This window comes from Bacillus sp. ISL-18 (assembly GCF_018613415.1).
Classification (GTDB): Bacteria; Bacillota; Bacilli; order Bacillales; family Cytobacillaceae; genus Neobacillus.
In genome coordinates this window covers 1-23,221 of the sequence record NZ_JAGGQG010000029.1, presented here as the reverse complement: position 1 = coordinate 23,221, position 23,221 = coordinate 1, and the positions used below count along the sequence as shown (strand labels likewise).

At 39.3% G+C, this 23,221-nt stretch carries 22 protein-coding genes; 4 read left to right on the top strand and 18 right to left on the bottom strand.

Going from position 1 to position 23,221, the window contains the following annotated elements:
- Positions 1–237: 237 nt before the first annotated feature.
- From J7E81_RS27430 to J7E81_RS27405, 6 genes are all read right to left on the bottom strand, one after another.
- Positions 238–570: a hypothetical protein gene (locus tag J7E81_RS27430; protein WP_215047347.1), complete on the bottom strand. Its 333-nt coding sequence runs from the start codon at positions 568–570 to the stop codon at positions 238–240.
- Between the two features lie 552 nt (positions 571–1,122).
- Positions 1,123–2,100 carry a tRNA dihydrouridine synthase gene (locus J7E81_RS27425; protein ID WP_215047346.1) on the bottom strand — a complete coding sequence of 326 codons (978 nt, stop codon included), beginning with the start codon at positions 2,098–2,100 and terminating at the stop codon, positions 1,123–1,125.
- Positions 2,101–2,421: 321 nt separating this feature from the next.
- Positions 2,422–3,891 (bottom strand): Na+/H+ antiporter NhaC family protein, encoded by a 1,470-nt coding sequence (locus tag J7E81_RS27420; protein ID WP_215047345.1) that lies wholly within the window; start codon positions 3,889–3,891, stop codon positions 2,422–2,424.
- Positions 3,892–3,951: 60 nt separating this feature from the next.
- Positions 3,952–4,998: an aldo/keto reductase gene (locus J7E81_RS27415; RefSeq protein ID WP_215047344.1), complete on the bottom strand. Its 1,047-nt coding sequence runs from the start codon at positions 4,996–4,998 to the stop codon at positions 3,952–3,954.
- A 2-nt stretch (positions 4,999–5,000) separates the two neighbouring features.
- Complete coding sequence (locus tag J7E81_RS27410) at positions 5,001–5,342, bottom strand: TIGR04076 family protein (RefSeq protein ID WP_215047343.1); 342 nt, start codon at positions 5,340–5,342, stop codon at positions 5,001–5,003.
- A 441-nt stretch (positions 5,343–5,783) separates the two neighbouring features.
- Positions 5,784–7,169: an aminotransferase-like domain-containing protein gene (locus J7E81_RS27405; RefSeq protein WP_215047342.1), complete on the bottom strand. Its 1,386-nt coding sequence runs from the start codon at positions 7,167–7,169 to the stop codon at positions 5,784–5,786.
- 110 nt (positions 7,170–7,279) lie between these two features.
- On the opposite strand from J7E81_RS27405, the gene J7E81_RS27400 reads away from it, so the two are divergent.
- Positions 7,280–7,999 (top strand): AzlC family ABC transporter permease, encoded by a 720-nt coding sequence (locus tag J7E81_RS27400; protein ID WP_215047341.1) that lies wholly within the window; start codon positions 7,280–7,282, stop codon positions 7,997–7,999.
- Positions 7,990–8,316, top strand: coding sequence for an AzlD domain-containing protein (locus J7E81_RS27395; protein WP_215047340.1), 327 nt, complete (start codon positions 7,990–7,992; stop codon positions 8,314–8,316). Before J7E81_RS27400 ends, J7E81_RS27395 begins: the two co-directional genes overlap by 10 nt.
- A gap of 160 nt (positions 8,317–8,476) precedes the next feature.
- Here J7E81_RS27395 and J7E81_RS27390 read toward each other — a convergent pair whose 3' ends face one another.
- The 4 genes from J7E81_RS27390 to J7E81_RS27375 all read right to left on the bottom strand — a co-directional run bounded on the left by J7E81_RS27390 (position 8,477) and on the right by J7E81_RS27375 (position 10,979).
- Complete coding sequence (locus J7E81_RS27390; RefSeq protein ID WP_215047420.1) at positions 8,477–9,205, bottom strand: amino acid ABC transporter ATP-binding protein; 729 nt, start codon at positions 9,203–9,205, stop codon at positions 8,477–8,479.
- Positions 9,206–9,232: 27 nt separating this feature from the next.
- The gene (locus tag J7E81_RS27385; RefSeq protein WP_215047339.1) at positions 9,233–9,898 is read right to left on the bottom strand and encodes an amino acid ABC transporter permease; all 666 of its coding nucleotides are present in this window, start codon (positions 9,896–9,898) and stop codon (positions 9,233–9,235) included.
- Between the two features lie 35 nt (positions 9,899–9,933).
- Entirely contained in the window at positions 9,934–10,716 is a 783-nt protein-coding gene (locus J7E81_RS27380) for a transporter substrate-binding domain-containing protein (protein WP_215047338.1), read from the bottom strand.
- A gap of 104 nt (positions 10,717–10,820) precedes the next feature.
- On the bottom strand, positions 10,821–10,979 hold the full coding sequence (locus tag J7E81_RS27375; protein WP_215047337.1) for a DUF1540 domain-containing protein: 159 nt from the start codon (positions 10,977–10,979) through the stop codon (positions 10,821–10,823).
- A gap of 335 nt (positions 10,980–11,314) precedes the next feature.
- Here J7E81_RS27375 and J7E81_RS27370 point away from each other — a divergent pair, with 335 nt between their 5' ends.
- The gene (locus J7E81_RS27370; RefSeq protein ID WP_215047336.1) at positions 11,315–12,481 is read left to right on the top strand and encodes a hypothetical protein; all 1,167 of its coding nucleotides are present in this window, start codon (positions 11,315–11,317) and stop codon (positions 12,479–12,481) included.
- Between the two features lie 137 nt (positions 12,482–12,618).
- Here J7E81_RS27370 and sdaAA read toward each other — a convergent pair whose 3' ends face one another.
- The 8 genes from sdaAA to J7E81_RS27330 form a co-directional block, all read right to left on the bottom strand.
- A complete protein-coding gene (sdaAA, locus tag J7E81_RS31190; protein WP_215047335.1) occupies positions 12,619–14,181 on the bottom strand; it encodes an L-serine ammonia-lyase, iron-sulfur-dependent, subunit alpha in 1,563 nt (520 codons plus the stop codon).
- 69 nt (positions 14,182–14,250) lie between these two features.
- Positions 14,251–15,654, bottom strand: a complete 1,404-nt coding sequence (locus tag J7E81_RS27360) for an amino acid permease (protein WP_215047334.1) — start codon at positions 15,652–15,654, stop codon at positions 14,251–14,253.
- Between the two features lie 59 nt (positions 15,655–15,713).
- Positions 15,714–16,691, bottom strand: coding sequence for an L-threonine 3-dehydrogenase (locus J7E81_RS27355; protein WP_215047333.1), 978 nt, complete (start codon positions 16,689–16,691; stop codon positions 15,714–15,716).
- Positions 16,692–16,802: 111 nt separating this feature from the next.
- On the bottom strand, positions 16,803–17,993 hold the full coding sequence (locus J7E81_RS27350) for a glycine C-acetyltransferase (RefSeq protein ID WP_215047332.1): 1,191 nt from the start codon (positions 17,991–17,993) through the stop codon (positions 16,803–16,805).
- A gap of 203 nt (positions 17,994–18,196) precedes the next feature.
- Positions 18,197–20,524 (bottom strand): helix-turn-helix domain-containing protein, encoded by a 2,328-nt coding sequence (locus J7E81_RS27345; protein WP_215047331.1) that lies wholly within the window; start codon positions 20,522–20,524, stop codon positions 18,197–18,199.
- Between the two features lie 455 nt (positions 20,525–20,979).
- On the bottom strand, positions 20,980–21,411 hold the full coding sequence (locus J7E81_RS27340; RefSeq protein ID WP_215047330.1) for a hypothetical protein: 432 nt from the start codon (positions 21,409–21,411) through the stop codon (positions 20,980–20,982).
- Positions 21,412–21,565: 154 nt separating this feature from the next.
- A complete protein-coding gene (locus J7E81_RS31460; RefSeq protein WP_215047419.1) occupies positions 21,566–21,733 on the bottom strand; it encodes a DUF5063 domain-containing protein in 168 nt (55 codons plus the stop codon).
- A 17-nt stretch (positions 21,734–21,750) separates the two neighbouring features.
- Positions 21,751–22,029: a hypothetical protein gene (locus J7E81_RS27330; protein ID WP_215047329.1), complete on the bottom strand. Its 279-nt coding sequence runs from the start codon at positions 22,027–22,029 to the stop codon at positions 21,751–21,753.
- 199 nt (positions 22,030–22,228) lie between these two features.
- On the opposite strand from J7E81_RS27330, the gene J7E81_RS27325 reads away from it, so the two are divergent.
- Positions 22,229–22,885, top strand: a complete 657-nt coding sequence (locus tag J7E81_RS27325; protein ID WP_215047328.1) for a type 1 glutamine amidotransferase family protein — start codon at positions 22,229–22,231, stop codon at positions 22,883–22,885.
- The last annotated feature ends 336 nt before the right edge of the window (positions 22,886–23,221 follow it).

Below are 23,221 nucleotides of genomic sequence, written 5' to 3'. Positions count from 1 at the left end.
TTTTCAGAAATGGTTCTTTTTGGATTACCTCATCTACTATTTTCTTATACCTCCTTCAGTTTGTCGATAAATAATAAATGTTTAAATTTAATAGGGGGTTTTTTTAAGGATAAAAGGAAATTCTTAAGATGATCTGGAAATGGAAGGCAAATGGTTATAATAGGAAGGTAATTGCTTCTATAGAGGTGTATGGATACGCAGTGAAATGGAAGGATTTACAGAAAACGTCTTAAAACATTAGCCAAAATACACTCTTACACTCCCTTCTATTTTTGCTGTTGCTAAACAATTTTGGATAAAATCCTGGATTTGTTTTTGGTCCCAAGGAAAGAACTCCCTTCTTGCCAGAGAAAAATCACCTTTTTTACAGAATTGCTTGTAGGCATTCATAGCCTTTTCAATTTGTTGTATGGAGAAAGTAGTACTGCCGCCTGATCCACTAACTCCTGCATAGTAATTATTTGCATCAAGCACATTATACAGTATGGTAGCATTATAATTCCCCATGCTAAAACGAGCATAAGCAATTTCTTCTCCTGCTTTATTGAATCCTGATATATCGTGGCCCATTATTAATTTTCCTCCTTCAGATCTAATTGAACTTATCAGAAATAACTAGTCTTAAGAAACTTATATTATTTGGTTTACCTATCCTTTCAAGTCTATTTTTTTATTAAACAATTTTCTTGGAATAACACGGAAGAAATGGATGTTAAAAGAGAAATACGTGAAAGTTCAATAAGAGGGTTAAACGTTTACATCATTAAATGTTGTATATATTCTTCGAGGGCTTCATGAAATCATGGTTTTAATGGGGAAAATGTTGAAGAAAAGAAACTCCATAATTTAAAAATTAATAATTTTTATTGTCATGCTTCCATTTTGTTACCTCCTCCCGATAAAATAATATCACATTAGATTTCATATAAATTTAGTCTTTTCAAAAGCTTTTCTACAATTATGTGAACATAGTGGTAAATCATTAAAATAAACGTTAATACAAATGGCCTGTATCGCCGACGATTTCTTGGTAATCTACGATACAGGCTCTTTTACTTATTGAACTTTTTTATCAGGAGTAGTCACTAGTAATAATAGGAGACCTTCCATTAAATTGTGCTATTATTCGCCGATTCCCTCAAGATTATTTGAAAAGTTATCAAGCAATGCACGCACTTCATCTGTTGACTTTGTGTTCATTAATTGATTTCTTAATTCACTTGCCCCTCGAAACCCTTTGACATATATCTTAAAAAAGCGATGAAGAGCAGTGTACGGACGCAGCCCTAAACTTGAATATTGATCATGGAGATCTAAATGCAATCTTAAGAGATCAAGTAATTCCTTACTGCTATGATCTTTCGGTTCTTTTTCAAAGGCAAAAGGATTATGGAAAATACCACGTCCAATCATAACCCCATCAATACCGTATTGATGCGCAAGCTTCAAGCCAGTTTGACGGTCAGGAATATCCCCATTGATTGTCAAGAGTGTATCCGGTGCCACCTGGTCTCGAAGTTTCTTAATTTCCGGGATTAGTTCCCAATGAGCATCTACTTTGCTCATTTCCTTTCTTGTCCGCAGATGAATGGAAAGATTAGCAATATCCTGTTTCAATATGTGTGTAAGCCAGTCGCGCCATTCGTCTACCTCTGTGAAACCAAGCCTTGTCTTTACACTTACGGGCAATCCTCCTGCTTTTGCTGCTTGAATTAATTCTGCTGCAACTTCTGGACGAAGGATAAGGCCGCTTCCCTTTCCGTGTTGTGTCACATTAGGTACGGGACAACCCATATTGATATCTATACCTCGAAACCCAAGTTCCGCCATACCAATACTCATTTGCCGAAAATATTCAGGCTTATCTCCCCATATATGGGCTACTATCGGTTGTTCATCTTCCGTAAAAGTCAAACGTCCCTTCACACTTTGTTTTCCCTCTGGGTGACAATAACTCTCCGTATTTGTAAACTCTGTAAAAAACACATCAGGTCTGGCTGCCTCGCTTACTACGTGTCGAAAAACAACATCTGTCACTTCTTCCATTGGTGCCAGTATAAAAAATGGTCGTGGTAGATCACGCCAAAAATTATCTATCATTTCGAATTCAAATCCTCTCATTATGGGATATCTGTGCAAGCCTTGTTCCCCAAAATAAAAAGCAAGGATTCCCCTGCTTCTTCTACCCTGATACGTGCTTAAGCACTTTTATCAAGCTATAGTAAATATACATTTTAATATTATCAAATAAAAAGTGCAAAGGAAAATAGGGAAGTTGAGGTAATTTAGGAAAAAGGTATAGACAAATCGTTCAGGTTTCAGCTTGTTAATTTTTTTCCTAATCAAAAAAATAGTGCCTGTCACCACCGAAAATAGTTGATAAGAATTCAACTATTTTCGGGGAGTGACAGGCACTGGCCATTATATATTATGAGAGACGGACTTGGTACCTTGTTTTGCTAATTCTTGAGGATTTCTAACTACTTTCCCTTCAGAGCCCTCATATTCACGGCCCCATCCCGTTATGACCGAGGATAATAGCACCAAAAACAGTACCATGCAATAAATCATACCGCTTGAGACCTGTGTTAGTAAAAGCGGTTTAACAAAATCATATCCTTTCGACAGCAACGCACCTAGGAATACAAAAACACTTAAAAAAGGTATAACCAGTACAATAGCATTAGCGAAACCATCCAATAGATAGGCACGTCGGTATGGATGCAATCCTACACGTTTTCCAATCTCATTCTGTACTTTTCCAAATGTCGTCATTGATGCACTAGTCACACCACCGAAGAGCAAAGTTGTAAACGAAATACCAAGCATCATAGCAATTTCTGCACCGCGGACTGTCTTACCCATTTTGCTGTTAAGTATGCCATTTGTCACTTTTTCAAGCACTCCGGCACCGTTAAGCACACCCATTATTCCATAGACAGAAATAACCAGCGTAACCGTTGCCATCATGCTGCTGATGCCGCCCGTTAGGAAACCTTTCGGTGCACCATCCTTAACGGAGATAACATTGTCGAACGTTAGAAGGTGAAACGCCAGGCCTGTTATTGTTCCTAAAATAATCCCTATAGTTATAGCTTTATAGATATTCCGGGTTTTGATAGCGATAATTAACATGACGAAGACTGGAACCAGCATAACTAGTGAGTTTGGATTCATGTTCTTGGCAAGGATTTCCGAAGCGCCATCACCTACCGTGCCGCCGCCGCCGAGCATCCAGAACAGAACAAAAGAGATAGTACCTGCGACCAAGGAGTATTTCAACCGGCTGGCAACACAGCCGCCCACTTCAGCAAAGCCTTCTTTTTTTGTATATTCTTGAGTTCCTGCAGAGATGATGGTGGTATCCGATATCGGTGCTAAGTTATCACCAAAAATAGAAGCACTGACGAGTGCACCTGCAAGAACGGCAGGATCGCTTCCCAACAATACCCCAGCCGGGTAGAAAATAGGGAAGCAGGTAAACATTGTTCCAATCGATGACCCGGTGGCAGTCGAAATCATACAAACTGCCAGGAATGTAAACGCCGTGAATAATCCTCCATCCACGCCCAAGAGGTTTGCAAGCCATACGAAACCTGACGAAATGTTTGTAGATTTTATCAATTCCGAGAACATCCCGATGACGAACAGAAGGATTAAAATCGGGACGGCCTCCTTTACACCTGCATAGACTGAATCCCAGTATCGATCGTAGTTGCCCTTTTTGGCAAAAATGGCACCGACCATCAGTGCTACGAAAGCGCCCATTGCAAGAGCATACATTTCAAATGCTTTAAAAACGATAAAATACAATATGCAGAAGAACAGAAAAATCACAACTGGAATAAACGCAACTCCCCAGCCACCTCTAAATTCAAGTTTTTTATCCATATAAAACCCCCCCTTTTAATAGTAAACTTTTACTCTGGTGATTTTGGAAATCTGAGATATTTATTCTTCGTTTAAATTCATTTTCATAATATTACGATATTTGGAACCAATTGTCCGCTCTAACTCAAAAGGTTCACCCTCTACTATTGGATACTTATCTAAGAATTGTTTTATCTCATCCATATCAGACTTGTCGAGTTCGAATGTAAATATTTGCGCATTTGACTCAACGTGCCTGCTATTTCTAACTCCAATAATGGAAGCTCCGACACCTTGCTGATTTAATATATACTTTGTTGCAATTTGTGAAACCTTGACAGAATGTTTAGTAGCGATTCCTTGCAGCAATAACAATAATTCTTGATAGTCATCCCAACCTAAGGTATCCTCAATTACCTGAAAATATTTTACATGTGAGCGCGTTTCTGGTTGAATAGAAGTTTGTCCAATCCATTTTTCCGCTATCATACCTCCTGATAATGTACCATAGCACAGCAGAGAAATCCCCTTGCTTTTACAGTAATCTAGTAACTCTTTTTCTGGACGTCTATCAAAAACCGAGTATTGACTTTGACAGGACACAATAGGGATACCGGCATCAACAAGTTCGGCCAAATGCTTCGTATCAAAGTTTGTAACGCCGATATTACGGATCTTTCCTTTTTCTTTAAGTTTCAATAGATCTCCCGCTGTCTCAACATAGCCGGGCACATTGTAATCCCACCAATGAAACTGAACAAGATCCAATACATCACGTTTTTGACGTTTGAGACTTCTATCTATTATTTTTTCGGTGTAACTGTAATCGACCTCACGAAGCAAGTTGATATCCGGTACATACTTGGTATGAACTTGGATATCATGTGGTGAATGGGTACTCCCTGTTTTTAACTCCGTTAAAAATTCACCTAGAAATTCTTCAGTACCTGTATAGATATCTGCACAATCAAATGTCGTAAATCCTTTGTCAGCAAGCATATTGAAGGCCTTCAAGACATCTTTCATATCCAATTTCGTTTCTAAACTATGACCTTCTGATAATTGCCAACAGCCGTTGATCACTCTATTAATTGTATAATCTTTTGCTAATTCGAATCGTTCTGCCATTATTATTGATCTCCTTTATGTATGGGTTCTATTGTGCATACAGCATGACTAAATTCATGAGTTCCGATACGAGTTATTTTAAATTTGGCACCACAGTTTGGGTCCGGGCAGGCAATGAGACTATCAGACAACATCCAGTCATTAGCGTGTAATGCCCGCTGCTTTGCAGGCAGTAGTGGCAAAATAGCGCTTAATGCATACATGGAAAATGAATTAGTTTCCGGAAAAATCAAGTTTTCCCCTATAACCAAGAAATAGTCACCTTCCTTATGACTGCAGACCATTTGTTTATTAGTAGCCACAACCTCTACTTTTAAGTTAAATAGCGTGAATCTATCATCCATTTCACCTTCTCCTTTACAGTTATTTGGATCCATAAATAAATAAAAAACACCTGTCCTTAAATAAAATTCAAGGACAAGTGTTAACTTGCGGTACCACCTTGTTTGATATGTATCATACATACCCACTCTGCAGGGTGTTTTCACACCCTTAGCCCCATAACGCTGGCTTTGCGTCTAAGCTACTAAAAAAATTCTTTCACTTCGCCCTCTGAGGCCCACTTGCTGTGACTGCATCTGTCCGGCTTACACCATCCCGGATTCGCTAAGAGATCGTTTAACAGTTTTACTCCCTCGTCTTTGGTTTATAAGAATGTTAGCACCCTATTTTTCTATTGTCAACAATAATTTCCAATATTAAGATAATTTAAAATATTACTCTTCAGGTTAGTTTCCCCACACACTCAAGGTGACTAGAGTGTCTGGGACAACGTGACCAGAACTTTACGACTCTAACAAAAATTTCTTTAGGATGTAAAGCCCTTTCTCCAATTCAACGGAGTCCTTAGGAGATGTTAGTGAAATACGAATAAATTGAGCTGATTCATCTTTTTTGACCAAGAAACGATGAGAATGATAAACATGGATTCCCCGGTTTAAAGCAATATCCTCAAACTGATTTAGCTGCCATTCTTTATGCAATGGTAACCAGCGAAAAAAACTAATAGGGTTTTCGCTCGGATGATTGATTTGAAAGTATTTCTGGTAAAGCAGGTTCCGTTCTTGCGAAATTTCCCGCTTTTTCCTAATGATTTGTTCTGCAACCCCTGTATTAATTAATTCTGTGATAATTTCTGCATTTAAGGCAGATGTTTTTACGTTGAGATTGAAAATTCCATAGGTTATTTTTTCAACAAACGGATTAGCGTAAGCGATAAATGCAACGCGGATACCAGAGCTAAGTGATTTGGCAATACTCAGAATATAAACAAATCTTTCCGGTACAAAATGTGAAATAGGGAAATAGCCTGTTGGTGCCAGGAAAGAGTATACGTCATCCTCTATTAAAATAAGCCCGTGTTTATTAATGACCTCTGCTATTTCCTTTCTGCGGTTCATATTCATTGATACAGCAGTCGGATTATTGCAGGAGGGACTTAAATAAATTCCCTGCAATGCATTTGTTCTGCAGACAGCATCTAATCTCTCCGGCTTCATGCCTAACTCATCTCCCTCAATAGGGATTAATTGGATATTCAATATTTTAGCCAATTCAATAAAATTAGGATAAGTATAGATAGCGACCGCTATTTTATCTCCCGGATGAAACAAGGCCATTAGAATAAGTGAAAATGAATTTTGCCCTCCTGAAGTGATGGCTATATTTTCAATCGGTACATCCATGTTAAAGCGCTGCATCCACTTTTTAGCTGCCATTCGATGATAAGGCATCCCCAACGGATGTCTGTAATCTAATAAATTTTCCAGATAATCTTTGGTGGCAATGCTTTTAATCGCCTGTGCGACAAATGCGTTTGTACTATCAAGGGGCTTGATGATCCCCATCTCTATATAATTCTTATTCTCATCACTGTCCGCCATAAAAATAGCATTTTTTATATTGGGAGTAACAAAGGTTCCCCTTCCGGTAACGGCATAGATGAATCCTTTCACTTCGCATATTTTAAATGCCCTTGTGACAGTGCTTAGATTAATATCAAGATAATCTGCTATTTCTCGCTGAGGAGGAAGTTTCGTATTGGGTGCTAGAAAGCCGTTGAGAATATCATATTCCAGTAAACTGGCAATCGATCGATACAATGGAGGAGCAAGCTGTTTTTTATCCGGCTTCCACGACATAGGATAATTTTCAAATGAATTAACTGGCATCTAACACCCTCCTCGGAAAAATTGTATTGCATACAATTATATCATTGAAGCCATACAATAGGGATGATAAAGTAAATTTACATACAATTTCTTATAAGTGGGTGAAAGATTTGAACATCAGTGATAACACGTTTTTGCGGGAAGAAAGCAGCTTCCTTGCCGGTGTACGGGATTGTCTGCCCACTGTACTTGGTTACTTAAGCATTGGATTTGCGGCCGGTGTTGTGGAAAAAACAGCAGGACTATCGATAGTTGAAATTGGACTCATTTCCTTACTTTTATACGCTGGTTCTGGTCAATTTATTGCAGCCGCGATGATTGGAGCTAATAGTCCGACTCTAGCGATTATTTTTACTATTTTCTTTATTAACCTCCGCCATCTTTTAATGAGCGCGGCTATATCGCCTTATTTCCGTCATCTTACACCCTTCAAGAATATATTTATCGGTTCTTTACTTACCGATGAAACATTTGGTGTAGCAATGAATGAAGCAGCAAGTAAAGAATGGCTTAGCGAAAAATGGATGCATGGACTCAATATAACTGCTTATTTGAATTGGTTTATTGCTAATATTGCAGGAGCATTTTTTGGAGAATGGATTTCCAATCCGGAAAAGTTCGGTCTTGATTTTGCATTACCGGGAATGTTTATTGGCCTTCTTGTCCTGCAAATGGTCAGCCGAAAAAAATGGATGAAAGATGTTCTTGTTGCACTAAGTGCTGTTGCTATTGTTGTAGGGGTAAGTTTAGTGGCATCTGGAAGTGTCGGTGTTATTGTGGCGACTATCATTGCCTCTAGCGTAGGAATGGTGGTGGAAAAATGGAAGTAAGATGGTCCATCTTTTTAATTATTTTAGGCTCAGCCCTTGTAACATTCATCCCAAGAGTACTTCCAATTGCGATCTTAAGTCGTGTTGAACTGCCAGAATGGGCCATGCGGTGGTTGAACTACGTTCCTATTGCCGTTATGGCAGCCTTAGTGGGGCAAGAATTACTAATGCCAAACGGAAAATTGGAACCTTTGCAAAAAAACCTTGAACTAATCGCAGCGTTGCCTGCTTTTATGATTGCGATTGTCACACGCAGTTTGTTAGGAACTGTTGTCGCTGGAATCCTCTCTATAATGGTCTTACGTTTTGTGTTTTAACTTGGTAAAGTACTGCTGTAATAAGGGAAGAGGGGCTGTTCACAAAGTAATTTTTCATCACTTCGTGAACAGCCCCTCTTCGTTATTCTCCAAACATCTTGAGTATTAACAATTAATCATTTTGATTAATCCAATCATCGTTATTGGAGCTTTTGCTATGTTATTTTAACATGGTAGCTTGGAGGAATTCTTTTGTACGTTCCTCTTTTGGATGATCAAAGAATTCATTTGGCCGATCTCTTTCGATAATTCTCCCATCGTCCATAAAGACAATCCAATCAGCAACCTCACGAGCAAAGCCCATTTCATGCGTAACCACTACCATAGTCATTCCTTCATCGGCTAACTCTTTCATGGTTGTCAATACCTCACCAACAAGCTGCGGATCAAGGGCAGATGTCGGTTCATCAAAAAGCATGATATCGGGCTTCATCGCCAGCGACCTGGCAATTGCCACACGCTGCTTTTGACCGCCTGACAATTTGCTAGGATAAACATCTGCCTTATCCTCAAGACCCACCTTTTGGAGCAGCTCCTTTGCTTCAGCAATGGCCTGATCTTTAGGGATTTTTTTAACCATGATGGGTGCTTCAATCACATTTTCAAGAACAGTTTTATGCGGGAATAGATTAAAGTGCTGGAAAACCATTCCCACCGTTTGGCGGACATTGTTAATATTGTGGGTTTCCGGGCTAATCTCTTCCCCGCGGATTGAAATTCTTCCACCATCCCTTTTTTCTAAAAAGTTCAGGCATCGCAGCAGCGTACTTTTACCAGAACCAGATGCTCCGACCAAGCAGACAACTTCACTTTCATATACGGACATGTTTATATCTTTTAATACATGTAAACTGCCATAAGATTTATGTAAGTTTTCTATTTTTATCATTTCTCGTTCATTCACGTTATCGTCCTCCTATCGATCACTAACGGCCAATCTCTTTTCGAACAGGCTCACCAGCATCGTTAATACTGCAACAAGTATGAGATAATAAACGGCTACTATTAGCAAGTAGGTCATTTCATCGAAATTATTGGAACCCAATGTCGTCGAAACATTGAACAGTTCATTCATGGAAATAAAGGCGGCCAGAGATGAATCCTTAAGTCCAATAATAAATTGGTTTCCAAGGGGAGGCAGTGCCCTCTTGAAAGCCTGGGGAAGAATGATACGGCGCATGGCTAGTATTCTGGTCATACCGAGAGATCGTGCCGCTTCCATTTGCCCCTTATCAATGGACTGAATTGTTCCCCTGAAAATTTCAGCAATATAGGCACCGTTATGGAAGGCGAGCGCCAGAGCCGCTGCCCAAAAGTCAGGAATGAGGAAAATTCCGCTAAAGCCAAAATACAGAATGAAAATCTGAACAATGAGCGGAGTTCCCCTTACAAGGAATACATACGCATTTGAAATATAGCCCAATACTTTAATCCTTGAAATTTTTAAAAGAGCAAAAAATAATCCGAATAAAATCCCAATTAAAATAGAGACAACCGTAAGTTTTAATGTCAACAGCGCAGCATCTACGAAAAGGTTTTTGCTGCTGAACAACGTATGTAAAAAATGAGAAAAACTAGGCAAAATAACAACATCCTTTCTTTCTAATGATCAATCTATTATTCTGGTTTTTTCGTAATATCCTCACCAAAATACTTTTGACTGATCCGTGATAGTGTTCCATCGTTACGAAGTCTTTGAAGTGCATCATTAATTCGCTTAAGCAGCTTTGGATTATCCTTCGGAACAACAATCGCCTGCTCACTTCGCTCGATTAACTGCTGCCCCTGAATCTTGAACCCCTCTTTTTTTGCACTTTTACCAGTGACAAAATCGGTAATAACGGCGTCATGCCGGCCAATACTTAGCGCTTTTAATGCCGTAATATCACTGTCATACATTTTAATATTGCTGGTATACTTTTTGGCTGTATCCGCATAAGTGGAGCCCTTTGCCACGGCAACTTCTTTTCCTTTTAAGTCATCTACTGTTTTAATCTTGCTGTCAGGTCTTGTGAAAATCTGTGGACCTGAGTAATAGTAGGGTGTGGAAAAGTTAACTTGTTTGGCGCGCTCTGGGTTAATGGTGTGGCTGGCAACGGCTGCGTCTGCCCGTCCAGTTTTAATACCCTCGATAAGTCCTTTGAATTTCATCCTTTTTTGGACTGGTTCAAGGCCCAGTTCTTTTCCGACTGCGTTTCCTACCTCAATATCGAAACCGGTCATCGATAAATCATCATTTTTAACATAGCTAAAAGGCTTAAATTCTCCTGAAGCTGCAAAAATAAATTTCTGCTTATCTATCAGCTTTGTTCCATCTGCCAACTGGTCCTTTTGGATACAGCCAGTCAGTATCCCCATTAGAAACAAGCACGATAGAATCATTATGTATCGTTTTTTCATGCTTGATTTTCTCCTCTCTCGTTCAAGCTATACCGTTTTTTTTCCGGCATTTAAGAAAAGGACTGCCCTTCTGCTTGTGAAGCAGAAGAGCAGTCCCCTGATTTTCATTCACGAAGCTCGAAAGTTTTGCAAGCTGTTTCTTCCACACTATCAGCCTCTCTGCTGCCGTGTGAACCAATAACATAAATGGAGTCAGCCACACATTGGTCGCCATCAGCCCAATACTTGCAGTTTTTAACATTACATTTCACATCCAATTTCATATTGTGCCACCCCCTCTAAACGATTTTCTATTTAGATACCCCCTTCAAAGTTGGTTGAAACAAGATGTTTCCAGCAATGCTTTGCCACTGACAATTCAGCCCCGTCATTTAGAATCTTTTATTCTCTTTAAAGATTATGTACACTTTCATTCTCTGTGGTGCAGCTTCATTTTGTGATGTAAGTATTCAGACATAAATAAAAAAGGCTCTCACCATATATGAGAACCGGGACTTAATAACTATCATTAGGTTAATTATTTCTCCTTTACAAGACTTTGTTTTCCCTTTAAACTAAGTATGCAAAAGCATTAATTCACTAGAAAAGAGATGTCCTAATGAATTCAGACCTGAAAAAGCTGTTCCTTCTTCAATCGGTTTTTTTGAGCATAACCGGTTACAGCACCATTTTTATCAGTTATTATTTCTGGAAAAACAGCACCACACTCGGACCACTGATTGCCTTTAATGGCTTAAGTTATTTTTTGTCGTGCTTTGCATATACAATCGGAACGTATTATCTATTTAAAAACAAGTTAAAAACAAGCTATTATTTAAGCGCTTTGTCAGCCATCATCCTTTTTATTGTTCTGCTTTTAAGTTCTTACTTAAATCATATAGTTCTTCTTGTCATTTCATCAGCTTGTTTTGGCTGCGTTTTTGGTTTCTTTTATTCTTCTTCCAATTACGCGCTAAGTGTTCTATCCACTCGATCAGAACTCGATATCTTTAATTCGCGAATTGGTTATGTAAAGAATATCTTAATGATTATACTTCCACTCATTAACTCTTTTTTCATTTATTTTTTTAATTTCACTGTTTCCTTTTGTTTTATGCTTTTGATTTCAATTTTTTATTTTGTTGCGGTCACAAAAATGCCTTCCATTGAAGCTGAATTTAAATCCAACTTCGTCCACGATTATAGGACTGTTAAAGTATCTAAACAAATGGTGCCCTTTGGGATCATTACAGCAGGCGTTTTAGAATGTATGGCGTGCCTTCAAGTCATTTTGATGGTGGTTTTATCCAAAAATGCACTTTATGTATCGTATTTGAATGTGTTAAATATTGTGGTTTTAACCATTGGCATTGTATATATAACGAGATTGAAAGAATTGAAAATGGAAAAGCAATTTGTGATTTATACCTTAATCAGTATCGCGTTCATTCTGCTCACCGGCTTCGCACAATTAAAACCACTTTATTTTGTGGCAATGGTCGGACTTGTGATTTCAGTTTACGTGTACGGTTACACAATGGACAATACATTTTTCCGATATTTAAACGGTATGAAAAAAGAAGATCAAATCGTGATTCTTTTGAAACGTGAATTTTTAATTACACTTGGCCGTTCGATAATATATCTGCTGTTGTATCTGTTTGTTCAGTCTATTCACTCTCCTTACCTCCCTTATTTGGCGCTTGGAGTAATGCTTGTACTTGTTTACTCACTTATTAGATTTCGAAGATTTGATCATGAAAATGAACAACAGCTAGCGGGGTAAAAAGATTACGTTTATAGGAAATTAACGAAAGTACTCTTCAGAAAATACTTCTGATTATCAGCAAAAAAATGGTCTATTGTCAGGAAACTGAAAAAGGCAACTGCCAAAGTTGGTTAGTTGCCTTTTTCACGAAATCATTATTTAGTCTGGATTATTAATATTTCATCAATGATTGGAATTTCGTTTTTTAATGTGGTTAAAAGTTCTTCCCCAATCTGATTGTCGATTTCGCAAATTGTAATCGCTGGACCATTGATTTTTGATCGTTCATTCGCCATACGTGCAATATTAAGCCCTTTTTGATAAAGAATGCCTGATAGCTCGGAAATGACCCCTTTTCGGTCCGTATGGTGAATCACAAGTGTCGTCCGTTCACCAGAAAACTTTAAAGGATAATCATTCAATTCCTGAACCTCTACTTTGCCGCCGCCTAAAGAACTGGCCAGTACCTTTACAGTCTGCGTTTCCCCAGATAATTCTACTAGCACCGTATTCGGATGGTAGCTTCCAAGCACCCGTTTCGTGAACTCGTATTGTAAGCCATTTTCCTCAGCAATGGATTTAGCTTGTGGAATGCCTCCATCCTTGGTTGTCATTCCCATTACACCTGCTATTAGTGCCAGGTCTGTTCCATGTCCTTGATAAGTTTCGGCGAAGGAGCCCATTAACGAAAACCTCACAAATAATGGTTGTTCGTTTAACAACTGGCGTGCAATATTGCCGATGCGGACAGCCCCAGCTGTATGAGAGCTGGATGGCCCCACCATGACAGGCCCGATAATCTCATAGGCACTTTGGTATTGCGCCGGTCCACTTTTACTGCTTTTTCCCCCGAAAACCTGCTCTTTTAATTTTTTTCCTGTCGGAGTCCCGGCAAGTCCGCCAATCCCTGTTTCTCGCAACGACTCTGGCATTTGCTGCCCGACTTCATGCATCACATGGATCACCTCATCCGGTGGAATGATGCTGACCATCCCTGCTAACGCCATATCTGCCGCAGCCTGGGCGGTAATTGCGTGTAACCCGTTCCGAATGATACACGGAATTTCCACCAGCCCGGCGACCGGATCACAAACTAGTCCCAGTGAATTTTTTAAAGCAATTCCAATGGCATTTCCAACCTGCTTTGGAGTGCCGCCGGCAAGCTCAACTAAAGTGCCAGCGGCCATCGCAGTTGCTGAGCCGATTTCCGCTTGGCATCCGCCGGCAGCCCCTGATATGGAAGCTTTATTAGCAATCACCAAACCAAGGGCAGAGGCGGTAAACATCGACAGTACGATCCGCTCCCGTGGGAATTTCCCGCTGTCCAGAGCGTGAACAAGTACTGCCGGCAATATTCCTGCTGAGCCTGCAGTCGGTGTCGCCACAATCCGCCCCATTGCCGCATTAACCTCTGATACTGCTAGTGCATTGGCTGCGGCATTTAAAGTTACGGGATTGATAAAGGATTTTCCATTTTGGGCATATTGGTGAAGTCGGTACCCATCGCCGCCGGTCAAGCCGGTACGGGACATGACAGCACTTGTTGTCCCCGTATGGACAGCCTCTTCCATTACTTTAAATTGCTCGGCCATTTTTTCGATAATCGCTTCCCGTGGAATGCTCTTTTGCTGTATTTCAGTTTGGATCATTAATTCCGCAATCGTTATATTTTGCTGCTCTGCCAGTTCAATTACTTCTCTTAAACTCGTGAAAGACATACTATCACTCCCTCAAAGAAAACGGTCCCCATGCAAGAAGCATTAGAACCGTCCCCCTGTTTTTATTTATTATACTGCTTTCGTTTTCGTGCCTTTTTCGTTTTCGGCCTCGTCTAACGGTACGCGTTTTTCCATTTTTAACAGATAGAAAAGGGCTGTCATAATGGCAAGGAATCCAATTCCCGCGATTAACGGGATGCGCGTGCTTGGATTGATCGCCATACCGACAAGAACAACTAGTAAAAATACAATTGTAGCATAGTTGCTGTACGGTGTTAGAGGCATTTTAAATGGATGTTTTTCCATTGCATCAGCGTTTACTTTTCTAAATTTGATTTCACTGATGAGCAGTACAAACCATGGAATCATTCCTGGAAGTACACTCGCACTGTAAACATACACAAAGATGGATGGCGGTGCAACATAGCTTAACACAACACCAAAAGCCAAACCTATTAAAACCGTTATAGTTGAATAAACAGGAACTTTATTTTCCGATAATTTGGCAAAAACCTTTGGTGCCTGACCATTTTTTGCCAATGCGTAAAGCATTCGTGTTGCGCTGAAGATGCCGCTGTTACAGCCGCTCATTGCTGCCGTAATGACGACAAAGTTGATAATACCGGCTGCTGCGGTTATTCCAATTTTAGCAAAAACCGATACGAATGGGCTGCCAACTTGATTGAGCTCGTTCCAAGGATAGACAGTTACAATGACAAAGATAGCACCAATATAGAAAATTAAAATACGCCAAACGGTGGTTTTCACAGCATGTGTAATTGTTTTTTGCGGATTCTCTGCTTCTCCAGCTGTCATCCCTATTAGTTCCACCCCTTGATATGCACCGATAACGATGGAAAGAGCAAAGAAGAAACCTTTAAATCCCCCAGTAAAAAAGCCGCCGTTTTTCCAAATGTTTGAAAATCCAATGGCATGGCCGCCATTTCCGAACCCAAAGAGAATAATACCAATACCAGCTATAATCATGAAGACAATCGTTAACACTTTAATTAATGAGAACCAGAATTCAAATTCACCAAAGTTTTTAACCGAAATCATATTAGCAACGCCCAGAATCACCATCGCGACCACCCCAGGGACCCATGTTGGCAAATGTGGGAACCAATAATGCATATACGCACCAACCGCGATGATTTCCGACATGCCGACAGTGATCCATTGGAACCAATAGCTCCAAGCTGTCAAATAACCAGCCAAAGGATGGATATATTTATTGCCGAGGTCAGCAAATGAACCGGTGGTTGGTTCCAAATAAAGCATTTCCCCCATCGAGCGCATGATGAAAAATAAGAAAAGGCCGGCAATTGCATAGGCAATCATAACCGATGGACCCGTCCATTTAATGGTACTGGTCGAACCCATAAATAAACCAACCCCGATTGTACCACCCAAAGCAATCATTTGAATATGACGCGCTTTAAGTCCACGCTTTAATTCCTGGTTTTTTGACATAAACTTCCCTCTTTCCCCTTGTTGTTTTAAACCGTTTCTTCTTGATGTTATTCTTTCCTTTAAACCAATATAAGTTCTCCAATTGGAACGTCCCATTTTTTCGCTAAGTTTTCGAGCATTGATTTTGTCATACGGTCTAAATCGTACTGTGGATTAAAATCCCATTCCTCTTTGGCAGCGGTCGCATCAATGGAGTTTGGCCAAGAGTCGGCAATCTGCTGCCGGACCGGATCCACTTGATAATCCATGGTAAATTCCGGTATAAATTTCCTGATGGAAGCAGCAATTTCTTCAGGTTCAAAGCTCATCGCTGTAATATTAAAGGCATTTCGATGTTTTAATCTTGATGAATCCGCTTCCATTAGTTTGATAATCGAATCAATCGCATCTGGAATATACATCATATCCATGTAAGTGCCTTGCGCAATATAGGACGTATATTTTTTGTTCCTTAATGCTTCATAGTAGATATCAACCGCATAGTCTGTCGTTCCTCCGCCAGGTAGTGTTTTGTAGGAAATCAATCCGGGGAAGCGGACGCCTCGGGTATCGACGCCAAATTTTGAAAAATAATAGTCACATAGCAATTCGGCGCTGACTTTGGTGACACCGTACATCGTGTTTGGCCGTTGGATTGTATCCTGGGGCGTATTGTCTTTTGGCGTAGATAGACCAAATGCGCCAATCGAGCTTGGTGTAAAGAACTGTGCATTGGAATTCCGCGCCACCTCAAGTGCATTTACCAATCCACCCATATTTAAATTCCAAGCTAGCAGCGGTTTTTTCTCAGCTGTGGCCGATAACAGCGCTGCCAAATGGATAATCGTATCAATGTGATAGTCATTAACCAGCTTCTGCATTTTCTCTCCATCCAGCACATCCAATGTATCAAATAAGCCATTTTCCACCACTGGGTTGCCATCTACATGGCGGATATCAGTGGCAAGGACATTTGTCTCTCCGTAGAGTTCCCTAAGCCTCAACGTTAACTCTGAACCGATTTGACCCAAGCTTCCAGTCACAAGTATTTTTTTCACCGTAAACAACCTCCTGAGTATTTCCCTTATCTAATGAACACATGGTATCAAGTTGTAACAGAGAGGGACCTGTCCCGAAAAACGAGACCCTCCCCTGTTTATCTTCTAAACTTAGATGACGCCCAGCTCTTTTCCAACCTTTCCGTATACAGCTAGCACTTGGTCCAGCATTTCTTTTGTATGGACTGCCGTCGGCATATTGCGCACCCTGCCTGTTCCCTTCGGCACTGTCGGGAAAGTGATGGCTTTGGCGTAAACTCCCTCTTCCATTAGACGGCGGGAAAATTGCTGCGTTAATGTTTCTTCTCCGATAATACATGGCGTAATCGGTGTTTCTGAATGGCCAATATCAAACCCTAAGTTTTTCAAGCCTTCTTTTAAATAGCGGCCATTTTCCCATAGCTGATCAACTCTCTCCGTTGATTCCGTCATAATGTTAATAGCTTCAATGCAGGCAGCAGCAGCTCCTGGTGTAAGCGATGTTGAAAATAAGAATGGACGGGCGCGCACTTTTAACCAATCAATCAATTGCTGGGTACCGGCCACATAACCGCCCACGACACCAATGGCCTTGGAAAGCGTTCCAATTTGAAAATCAATTTGATCGGAAAGGCCAAAATGTTTAACCGTACCGGCCCCATTGCCCATAACGCCTGATCCATGTGCGTCATCAACATATGTAAGCAAGCCATATTCTTCGGCAATTTCCACGATTTCCGGAAGCTTTCCCACATCCCCATCCATTGAAAAAACACCATCGGTAATATACATAATTTTTTCATAAGCGCCGCTTTCGACTGCTTCTTTTGCAACCCGCCTTAAATCATCCATGTCCTGATGCTTGACCCGTAGGATTTTTGCTCCGGACAAACGGCAGCCATCAATAATCGAGGCGTGATTCAATTCATCAGAAATAATCGCGTCCTTCTTTGTCATGACTGCCGAGATTGCGCCCATATTGCAATTAAATCCTGACTGGAACGCAATCGCTGCTTCCGTATGCTTAAATTCGGCAATCCTTTTTTCCAATTCATTATGAATGGTCATCGTTCCGTTAATTGTACGAACGGCACCAGCACCCACACCATACTGTTTTGTGGCTTCGTTCGCCTTTTGAATTAATCTTTCATGGTTTGCTAATCCAAGGTAATTGTTGGACGACATATTGATGACTTCTTTGCCCTTGATTGTCACGATTGGGCCATTAGGTCCCTCTACTGTATCAATGACGTTATATAGCCCTTTCTCATGCAGCTCTTGCAGCTGGGGGGTTAATATCTCTTCTAAAACTTTTCTTGACATCGTATAAACCTCCATCGATTAACTTTTCAGTGAGAATTTCTTTTTATTCTCGATTAGGAAGAGTTAGGTTGAAAACGTTTTCATATACCTAGTTTATATCGTTTTTTGTCGATTTACATTCCCATCTTTGTTGTATGTATCACCCATATTTGCCCTCCTTCACATTTTCGTCACATTCAACGACAAAAAAAGACCATTAAGTTTTAACTTAATGGCTTAATTTCAAAGAGATGAAAAGCGTTAAAGGTCAGGGTGGATTGTAAATAAAGCTCTGCCTCCACTTTTTCCTCATAAATTTGCAGATCAGGGCGGGTTCCCTGCTTGATAAAAGAAATGACCTCTTGGTCGTAAATATCCTGATGCTGCAAATTAATCCAGTTAATATAAAATTCACCGTTATTTTGGTCAAGAATGTGCTTGCGAATTTGGTAACGTCCAGGCGGCAGACCCGAAATCACGACTTTCTTTTCCTTTGTGATGGATTGCAAAAAGAAGCTCTCGACCGAATAAGAAGGATTGATATAGGAGGGGTTATAAACGGCCAATTGATAGCCGCTTTCCCCCATTGTCATAACAAAATCCTCACCTTCAGCTAAGATGTTCAAATCCATTTTTTTCATTAGTTGAAAATTAAAATAAGCAGGGCGTTTAATTTGATAATAATAAAGGAGGGCAATTCCATTCATGGCAATATGGTCTTGGTCCAGATTATTTTTTTCCAGTGAGTGGGTGTCAATCCAAAACCCCAAACCGGTTATTTCCTTCATCGCATCCAGCATTTCTTTAAAAATAAGGGCTGATCGGAAAAAAGTGCCGCTTAAATCCATCGTATTTCCATATAGCGTATTCCAATCCGTTAGAAAAATCGGAATCTCTTCCAAACCCGCAGACGATAAGCTTTCCTTTAATCTGCTGCAAGCTTTCTTTACATAATTTTTTACTCCTTCAAAAGTAAGATTATCCATATCGGCAAAATCCACTTCTTCATTCGGGTTGCAGGTGAAGCAGACCAGTTCACAACGATCGGAAACTTGGTTTAAAAAGTCTTCAGCAGGACCGGGTATAGCCTTTCCTAAAGAAAACGGTACATGAAGACCCACTTTTGCGGCTGAAGCCCATTTTTTAACAGTTTGATAAAAATCTTGATAAAAGCTCTTTGCTGTCTCATCCCAAGCCGAGAAAACCAATTCAAACCGCCATTTGCCTACAAAGACACTGCCAAAATAACTAAGACTGTGCTGTAAGAATTCATCAAGCTTTTTAAGATATTCAGAGCTGCTTTCTACTTCCTTTTCAACTTCTACGCGAATGAAAGGAACCAACCCTAATTGCTGAAAGCGGGTGAACAAGGCATCCATCTGATAAAATTGCCCACCGATTTGATAGAGGGGCGTTGTCATCGCAAAGCTGTCCGAAAAAAGGTTCGTAAAATAGATATAGTCAAATCCAAGTTCCTCTTGAATTAGCTTTAAGTCTGCCTGCACCTCTTCATGCAAAGCATATTCCAGCTGCCCAATCACCAGGACCTTTAAGGCTTTTTCTTTTATAAAAATGGGCTCCTGGGGCAGGTCCACATATACGGCTGAAGCAGCCGGTTCCATCAGCGTAGTGCTTTTCTCATTTCCTGAAATATATTTGCTGATTTCCATTAAAAAATTAGGCGATTGCAGTAAAGTATATTGTTCCGTTTCATAGTTCATTTCCTCGACATCCATCGGTTCCACTTTATGAATGCTGCGATATTCAGTAGGCGTTTGCTGGTACATTTCTTTAAAAGCCTTATTAAACGCCTTTACATTGGGAAAACCATTATTCAGCGAGATTCGAAGAATGTTATGGTCGGTATACAGGAGCTCATGAACCGCTGATTTCAAACGGACATTTTTGACATATTGGGAGAAACTAACCCCAACTTCCTGCTTGAAATAACGCGATAAATAATAAAGAGACAAATACTGCTGCTTGGCGATTTCCTCCAATGATATCGGTTTGCGATAGTTTCTTTCGATAAAAGCCAGAAGCTCTCTAATTCTTTCATCCTTCATTTCGGTGAATTGATGACTCCCGAGGTGTGTTGTTTTAAAATTTCGAATCAACAGTGTAACTAACTGAAAAATCAGTCCGTTAATCTCGATCTCACTTCCATCCTGCTTTTGATAATAGGCAATCAAAATTTTCGCCATTAGTTGGCGAATTTGATCAAAAAGCAGATACAGCCCGTTACCCTCTTTGGAAGAATTGCAGTTAAAATAGCACTCATGGATAGTCGGATAATGCTGCTCGATTAGATCCAAGGGGACTTGTAACGATAAGACCACATTCTCCTTATTCCCCTTAATAGAGCGAATATCATTGGCATTTATAAGCAAAAGATCATTTTCGGCTAATTGGAAGGAATTTTGATTGACCGTAACCTCAATTTCTCCCCTTATAACAAGAAGAATCTCAATTCCTAAACGGATATGGTGTGAGTAATATTCAATGTTTTGTATACTTATTTGATAAGAATCATCTTTTATTGGCCGGTTCATGAACATTCACCTCAAGATTAGATTAAACACATGCTATGCACATAAAGAATAGACTAGAGTCTTTAACTCTAGCCTTTTTACTTCGTTATTCAGAGGGAGACGTTTAATGACGTACAAACTATGAAGCAATGTCGGACAAGAACAAAGAACTTTTTTAATGATGTTCTAATGAAGAAACTAAATATTTATAAACGTTAATCGTTACAAGAAACATCAAAAGGAAAATACCCAATGTGGGTTAGCTTCTTAAAATGAGTTGCGAAACACACTCCACATGTGTGGACTGTAATTGACAACACAATGGATGTTGGTGGGCTTATCAACATTCTTGAGACCTTTTTCTTCCAGAAAACATACTTGTTACACTTAAGCACCCGTTAGCTTAAGTGTAATGCTTCACAAACTCAAAAAAAACGCATATACAGCTTGATTACTGCTCAATTCATACTACTTAATTACATTCCTAAAACGGATATGACTTTAGTTGAAGAGCTTTTATCTTCAATCCACTTTTGGAATTCCATAATCATAGTTATAAGTTGCTTTATATTCTTATCATAGTTTTCCATAAATTCTTCCTCTGAATAGATGAAAGGAAACCCAATAACAGCTTTTAGCGAATTTGGTTCAGGATTATTAGAGAGATAATCCTTCATTTTTTGCAATTCCTTTATAATCGATTTCCAGGTTTCAATATCTATTTCATTGAAGGCATAATAATTAAATTTTTTATAGCACTTTTCAAAGACAGGCATTATATAGCCAAAATTATCTTCTGAAAAGAAAATAGAAGAACTACTCCAACATTCTCCTTTATACTTTTCAGGGAGAATCTCTATATAACAAGAACCTTCAAGCGTACCAGCATCGCATATTATTTCAATCATTATTACTCCCCTTAAAAAGAAAACCTTATAAGCTAAGAATATCATAATTTGGACTTGATGGTATAGGAAGTTTCTAATACTACCCTGTCAGTTAGCTCAATAAAAAACAGGATCGCCGTAGCCATCCCATCTTTGACATACGAAGAAGAAACCTCTAACGTAAATCGTCAATATCACCAATATTAACTGAATTTACTGCCCGCATTGCATCCACAGCGTGACTTCCCCAATGTGATTCAAAACTAAACTTCCATCCCCAAACCGCTTCATTATAATAATTTTTTTGGTATAAGATTATCCCTTCCTTAACGTCCTTGTATATATCTAAAGTGTCATCACTTAAACTGCCGCATACAGGTTCACCATCTTCTTGTAGGGGTTAAATACTTCCCAGTAATATTCGTACTTGTCGAAATTAATTTGGGGAAGAGATACATTAACTTTCCGTGATTTGCCTGGTTCAACATCGGGGAGATTCAGAGCTTTTGAATATAAATCTAAAAGCGAAACGAGAAGAGTTTTAAATTTGTTTTCGTCCTGATTGTAGTCAAAACTTTCAATTACGCTACAATATCGAACAGCTGAATGAAAAAAGTCATCTACCTCTTTACCATTCATTTATCTCACTCCTTTCGGTTAAACTGCTTATTGGTTCACTAAGAAAAAAGCTGCCGTAATATCTTTACCATACAAAACTCAAGCACCCGTTAGCTGAAGAAGGCTTACGACTGATTGTAGGAATTTAAATCTTTCCAACCTTGAAAAGTGTTTCGGAAATTTTTAGAGAGGGTATTATCTTTGCTAAGAAGTAGAATCAATGAGGAGTCCCAAAAAACTAATTCAACGAACAAAAAAAGTTTTTCTATATGTATTTAATACAATGTCGGACTGGGAATGTGGATATTTAATTGCTGAACTAAACTCAGGAAGATATTTCAAAAAAGATTTAGCACCTTTAAAAGTAATTACAGTAGGAGCTAATAAAGAAATAATTACTACTATGGGAGGACTGAGCATAAAACCAGATATATCCCTTGATGAATGTACTCTTGAGAGTAAAGATCTTTTAATTTTACCAGGAGGGACTACTTGGAGTGAAGAAATTCATCAACCTATCTTGGAAAGAATTGGCCAAGCTTTAAAGCTTGGCACTATTGTTGTTGCAATTTGTGGTGCAACTGAGGCCCTTGCTAATATGGGATACTTAGATACTAGAAAGCATACAAGTAATAATTTAGAATACACTAAAATGGTATGTCCTAACTATAAAGGGGAAAAGTTCTATGAGTTGGGATCTGCGGTATCTGATGCGAATTTAGTTACTGCATCAGGAATAGCTCCTCTGGAATTTGCGATGGAAGTACTGAAAAAATTAGATGTATTTGCACCAGATACATTACATTCCTGGTATAACCTAAATAAGACACATAATTCCGAATACTACTTCCAGTTAATGAATTCAATAAATAGCTAAAAAATCAACCCTTTATATTAGTTCACATAAAAATAATAAAGTAACTGAAAAGCTCACTTTCTCTATTCTGTTTTTTCAGAGAAGTTGGGCTTTTTAATTTGGAATTTCCTTATCGTTGTAAATCCGCATTTTCCTGACGCTACCCCTTATTGAAGATACGTGCAACATTCCTGATAGAAGTTTGTGAACAAATGTACTTAAACTATAGGGTGCGTTAGTGAAATAAAGGGTCGTCAATAAGATAACGGGTTCTCTTTTGGGTGACAAAAGGCAATAAAAATATTTAAAAACGCAAATAAAAATCACGATTTCTAAAAAAAAATCGTGGTTTTTTTA